The 6002-nt window shown below is 67.4% G+C and carries 4 protein-coding genes; 2 read left to right on the top strand and 2 right to left on the bottom strand.

Annotated elements, in window-relative coordinates; all coding sequences use genetic code 11:
- Positions 1 to 1338, bottom strand: a 1338-nt coding sequence (locus BLQ63_RS27545; protein ID WP_177155138.1) for an endo-1,4-beta-xylanase, incomplete at its 3' end; no start/stop codon positions are given.
- Positions 1339 to 1367: 29 nt separating this feature from the next.
- Complete coding sequence (locus tag BLQ63_RS27540) at positions 1368 to 3164, bottom strand: RICIN domain-containing protein (protein ID WP_091040750.1); 1797 nt, start codon at positions 3162 to 3164, stop codon at positions 1368 to 1370.
- 222 nt (positions 3165 to 3386) lie between these two features.
- Here BLQ63_RS27540 and BLQ63_RS27535 point away from each other — a divergent pair, with 222 nt between their 5' ends.
- Together BLQ63_RS27535 and BLQ63_RS27530 are read left to right on the top strand one after the other, a co-directional pair.
- Positions 3387 to 4436, top strand: coding sequence for a LacI family DNA-binding transcriptional regulator (locus tag BLQ63_RS27535; protein WP_091040749.1), 1050 nt, complete (start codon positions 3387 to 3389; stop codon positions 4434 to 4436).
- A gap of 171 nt (positions 4437 to 4607) precedes the next feature.
- A partial coding sequence (locus BLQ63_RS27530) for a non-reducing end alpha-L-arabinofuranosidase family hydrolase (protein WP_143015129.1) occupies positions 4608 to 6002 on the top strand: 1395 nt, incomplete at its 3' end.

Below are 6002 nucleotides of genomic sequence, written 5' to 3'. Positions count from 1 at the left end.
GCACAACCCCGACTGCGCGTTCGTGATCGAACCGTTCGCATTCACGTTCCACCGCTGATTCGCACCACCGTGACACGACCAGATGATCGCCGCCGTCCCGTTCGCACTACTCCCGCCCGAAGCGTCCAGACACTTCCGAGACCCACCCGAATAGACCGACAACTCACCGGCCGCCGTATGCGTCCACTGCTGATTCGCCCCCGTCCAACAGTCATAGATCTGCACCTGCGTACCGTTCACCGTCGACTGATTCGGCACATCCAAACACCGACTCGAAGCCGTGCCGCGCACCTGGCCGCCCTCACCGCCACCGGGGTCGCCGGCGTTGAGCGCGTTGAGGACTGAGGTGTACGCCTGCTTCTTCTGGTAGTTGTCGTCGAAGAGGAGCGGGTTGTCGTCGCGCCAGGAGTACTTGTCGGTCACGCCCCAGACGGTGATGCCGGTGCACCGGGAGACCGCCATGCACGCGTCGGTGACCGTCTGGAACGTCGCGGCCTGCGAGGAGCCCGAGCCGCCGACGTCGAGCTCGGTGATCTCGACGTCGATCCCCAGGTTCGCGAAGCGCTGGAGGTTGGCCTGGTAGGTGCTGAGGTTGTCGCCGGCGCTGAGGTGGCTCTGGAAGCCGACGCAGTCGATGGGGACGCCGCGGTTCCTGAAGTCGACGACCATGTTGTAGATCGCGGTGCTCTTGGCGTTGATCGCGTCGGTGCCGTAGTCGTTGTAGCACAGGCGGGCGTTCGGGTCGGCCGCGTCGGCGGCGCGGAAGGCCTCTTCGATCCAGCCGTTGCCGAGCTGCTGCTGCAGGTTCGACTGCCGGCGCGAGCCGTCCCACTCGAAGGCCTCGTTGACCACGTCCCAGGCGAAGACGTCGCCTTCGTAGTGGTTCGCGACGCCCGTGATGTGATTGAGCATCGCGTTGCGCAGGTTCTGGCCGGTCAGGCCTTGGGCCCAGCCGGGTTGCTGGGCGTGCCAGACGAGGGTGTGTCCGCGGACCTTGAGGCCGCGGGCCTGCGCCCAGTTGACGATCTGGTCGCCTCCGGAGAAGTTGAACTGGCCCGGGTTGGGTTCGGTGGCGTCCCATTTCATGGCGTTCTCGGCGACGACCGAGTTGAACTCGGTGGCGAGGGTGTTGGCGTAGTCGGTCTCGCTGAGGCGGTTGCCGGCGACGGCGGCGCCGAAGTAGCGGCCGCTCTCGGCTGCCGAGGCGCCGAGCGTGCTCGCGGCCTGAGCGCCGCCCGCGAAGACGAGCGCGCCCGCCGCAGCGGCCAGACTCGCGGTCGCGACCGCCGCGATCGACGACCAGACGCGATGCCGTCGCCTGGGTGAACTGTTGATCATGGTGCTCCCTTTGTTCTCGGAGGAATGGGTCATTGGAGGGTCCAGCGCTGGTTGCTTCCGCCGTTGCAGCTCCAGAGGATCACCGGCGTGCCGTTGGCGGCGGCGGCGCCGGAGACGTCGAGGCACAGCCCTGATGCGGCGTTGGTGATGGTGCCGTTGGCATTGCGGTTCCACCGCTGGTTGGCGCCCCCGTGGCAGGACCAGATGATGGCCTGGGTGCCGTTGGCGGTGCCGCCGTTCGAGGCGTCCAGGCACTTCCGGTTCGCACCGGAGTAGACCGAGAGCTCGCCGTTGGCGGTGGCGGTCCACTGCTGGTTCGCGCCGGTCCAGCAGTCGTAGATCTGGAGTCGGGTCCCGTTCGTCGTGGACTGGTTGGGCACGTCCAGGCACCGGTTCGACGCCGCCGAGCGCAGTGCGCCCGAGTCGTCGCCGCCTCCCTGGCCGCCGGGGGTCAGGTAGACCGTGTAGGCGTCGTGGGCCTGCTGAATGTTCAGGGGCACCGTGATGGAGCCGCCGGCGGCGCTCATGTCCTGTTCGAAGACGACCTGCGGCGCGGACAGCGGCGCCTGCTCGGGGATCCGCTCGACCCTGACGTGGACGTTCCCGTTGCTGACGAGCCACGGCGTCGCCGACAGGCCGTCATACCTGACCGAGGTCGAGCCCGTGCGCCCGTTGATGTCGCCGATGACGGTCACGACGCGCTCCTCGGCGCTGTCCTTGGCCGCGGAGATCGCCGTGCCGCCCACCTGCCCGGACGTGTCGACCAGCGTCCCGGTCATGTCCGCGTAGGCGCGCATGGTCCACCACAGGCCGGTCGGCTGCCAGCCGTTCGCGGTCTGTGTCAGGAGTCCGGTCAGGTTGGGGGTCAGGCAGCAGAACCAGTTGCCGCGCAGCGCGTTCGTGTAGTCGGACTGGGCGAAGCGGGCGAGGTACCAGGCGAGAACGTTGGCCTGCTGCATGTTGGAGGGCTGGTACTCGTTGGCCGACATCGGCAGCTCGGGAATGCCGTTGGCGGCCAGCATCTCGAGCGTGTCCTCCCCGACCGTCACGGGGTCGTCGATCACGCCGAGGGTGTGGTTGGCGATCCAGTCGGGCAGGGTGTTCGCGGTCTTGGTGTGCGCCAGCCAGGTCTGCCACTGCTCGGGGCGGCGATCCGGGGTGTAGGCGAACGACGGGCCGAGGATGACCGCGTCCGGGTCGACGGCGCGGATCTCGCGGACCGCGGTGTCCCACATCTGGAAGTACTGCGGGCTGTTGATCCCCCGCGTCCAGAAGATGTCGATGTCGGGCTCGTTCCAGATGTCGTACGACATCGGCATCCCGGTGTCCCTGAGCGTGCCGGCGATCGTGCGGACGAAGGTGGCCCAGTTCGAGCAGTCGCCGTTGTCGCACGGGTACATCGTGTTGGCCCCCTGCCCCCCGTAGGCGCCGTACACGTCGCTCAGGATGACCTGGTACTGGGCCTCATAGGGCTCCGCGGTGAAGCGTTCGGCCTGGGAGACGAGCGAATCGACGATCGTCTGCGTGGCGGGTCCGTACCGGTAGCCGTCCTCGATCCAGCCCCGCGTCATGTGTCCGCCGGCCCGGAACGCGTTCATGCGGAGCGGTTCGAGCAGCGCGTTCGAGGGCTGCGTCCCGTCACCGGTGACGCCGTAGAGGAATCCCAGGCCGACGCCGGTCGACGGCCCTGCGTCCGAGGCCAGGTCCACGTTCAGCGAGACCTGCGCCCGGCTCTCGCCGGGGGTGGCGACGAGGACCGCCACCACCAGTGCGAGGGCGACGCCGATCGCCGTCGCGGCGCGGTTGCGCCATGTTATCGCTCCCATATTCATGCTGCTCCCAGTGGATTCAGTTTCTCGACGGACGGGGCGGCCGACGAAACCGGGATGCGGTTCGCACATGGCCTCGGGATCAGTGAAAGTTTCTGCGTTGGCTCCGAAACTTAAGCACTTCGAACTATAGATACAGTTCGATATCTCGTCAAGTAGGACGTTGGGCGGCCCACCGCTGGGCGACGGGATCGGACATTCAAACGTTACGATCGCTCAATGACATCGGCCGATGAAAGCGCTGCTCCCGACACCGACCAGGAGCGCATCCCGCTGACCATCGCGCAGCTCGCCGATCATGCGGGCGTCTCGATCGCGACGGTCTCCAAGGTCGTCAACGGGCGGGACAACGTCGCCCCGGAGACCCGGAACCTGGTCGAGGACCTCATCCGGCGCTACGGCTACCGGCGCCAGAAACGCCCAGTGAAGGCGGCCCCGCTGGTGGACGTCGTCTTCCATGAGCTGCGGGGCCTGTACGGGATCGAGATCATCAACGGCGTCGAAGCGGTGGCGCGGCGCCACCATCTCAGAGTCGTCGTCTCCGAGCTCGGCGGCCGCCGCACCCCCGGGCGCGGCTGGGTGGAGGACGTGCTCACCACCCGGCCCACCGGTGTCATCTCGGTGTTCGCCGAACTCACCGCCGACCAGCACCAGCAGTTCCGCAGCCGCGACATCCCGCTCGTGTTCGTCGATCCGGCCGACGATCCCCGGCCCGATTCGGCGTCGGTGGGCTCCAACAACTGGAGCGGCGGGCTCGCGGCCGCGCGCCACCTGCTGGGGCTCGGGCACCGCCGCATCGCGGTGATCACCGGGCCCGAGCACGTCCTCTCCGCCCGGGCGCGGCTCGACGGCTACCGGACCGCGCTGGACCTGGCCGGAGTGCCCGTCGACCCGGCACTGGTGCGCATCGGCGACTACCAGATCGCCGACGGCCGGCACCACACCCGCGAGCTGCTGCGACTGAGCGATCCGCCGACCGCGATCGTCGCCGGCAACGACGGCGAGGCGCTGGGCGTGTACCAGGCGGTTGCCGAAGCCGGCCTGCGCGTTCCGGACGACCTGAGCGTGGTCGGCTACGACGACCTGCCCATGGCCGAGTGGTGCATCCCCCCGCTGACCACCGTCCGCCAGCCGCTTCGCGAGATGGCGTCGTCCGCCACCGAGATGCTGCTCGCCCTCGCTCGCGGCGAGTCACTCCCCCAGCGGCGCATCGAACTCGCCACCGAACTCATCGTGCGCGGCAGCACCGCCCCGCCGTACCGCGCTTAGGCGCGCCGGAGACCCGAGCCTGCCAAATCACATCGATCTATTTACATGTGACGAACCGCGTGGCTATCCTGTGTGCACCTATAACTTTCGGCATGACGGCCGAAAATTTCGAACGGACCCCCGTGTTTGTTAGCGATAACCACACGGTGGTCGTGATCAGAGAGGCATCCCATGAGGCAACCATCTCGATGGCGATCGCGGATCGTGCTGCTGGCGGCCATGCTGGCGGCGGCCCTCGCGGCGGCCACGTTGAGCGCCGCCCCGGCACAGGCCGCCCCACTGCCCTCGCCCTTCCGATGGAGTTCGACGGGCGCGCTGGTCGCCCCGCAGCAGACCGCTCCGGGTCGGACGCTGGTGTCCATCAAGGACCCGTCGGTGGTCCAGGTCGACGGCAAGTACTACGTGTACGCCACCACCGCCGACACGAACGGCGGCTGGTCCCTGACCTCCTTCGGAGGGTTCACCGACTGGTCCCAGGCCGGACAGGCGCAGCAGTACCACCTCAGTCAGACCCCGATCGGCGGCGGCTACCGCGCCGCCCCGCAGGTGTTCTACTTCGAACCCGACAACCAGTGGTACCTGCTCTACCAGACCGGCCTGCCCTCCTTCTCCACCCTGACCCACCCGTCGCAGCCCCAGAGCGCCTCGGCGCCGAGGAACTTCATGAACAACCACGGGATCGCGGACGCCGGCTCGTCCTACATCCTCGACTACTGGGTCGCCTGCGACGACGTGAACTGCTACCTCTACTTCAACAACGACAAGCAGAAGTTCTACCGGGCCCAGACGACCGTGGCGGAGTTCCCGAACGGCTTCGGCGACGTCGAGCTGTTCATGGAGGCCCCGAACCAGAGCCTGTTCGAGGCCACCAACGTCTACAAGGTCGGCGACACCGACCAGTACCTGCTCATCATCGAGGGCATCGGCTCGAACGGCGTCCGCTACTTCCGGTCCTGGACCTCCGACCGGCTCGACGCGAACTTCAGCGAGTGGACACCGCTGGCCGACACCCAGTCCAATCCCTTCGCCGGCAGCGCCAACGTCACGTTCCCCGGCGGGACCTGGACGAACGACATCAGCCACGGGGAGATGGTCCGGGTCGACAGCAACCAGACCATGGAGATCAACCCCTGCAACATGCAGTACCTCTACCAGGGAAGGAACCCCAACTCCGGGGGCGAGTACTCGCAGCTGCCCTACCGGCTCGGACTCCTGACCAACACCAACCCGACGCCCGACTGCGGCAGCAGCGGCGGCGGAGACGACTCGGGCCAGGTGCGCGGCACTGCTTCGAGTCGGTGTTTGGATGTGCCGAATCAGTCGACGGTGAACGGTACGCAGGTGCAGATCTATGACTGTTGGACGGGGGCGAATCAGCAGTGGACGCATACGGCGGCCGGTGAGTTGTCGGTCTATTCGGGTGGGTCTCGGAAGTGTCTGGACGCTTCGGGCGGGAGCAGTGCGAACGGGACGGCGGCGATCATCTGGTCGTGTCACGGTGGTGCGAATCAGCGGTGGAACGTGAATGCGAACGGTTCGATCACGAACGCGCAGTCGGGGTTGTGC

Origin of the sequence: Glycomyces harbinensis (assembly GCF_900101745.1) — a bacterium.
Lineage (GTDB): Bacteria > Actinomycetota > Actinomycetes > Mycobacteriales > Micromonosporaceae > Glycomyces > Glycomyces harbinensis.
The sequence above is the reverse complement of the archived record's forward strand: the minus strand, read 5'-3'. Positions and strand labels throughout refer to the sequence as shown.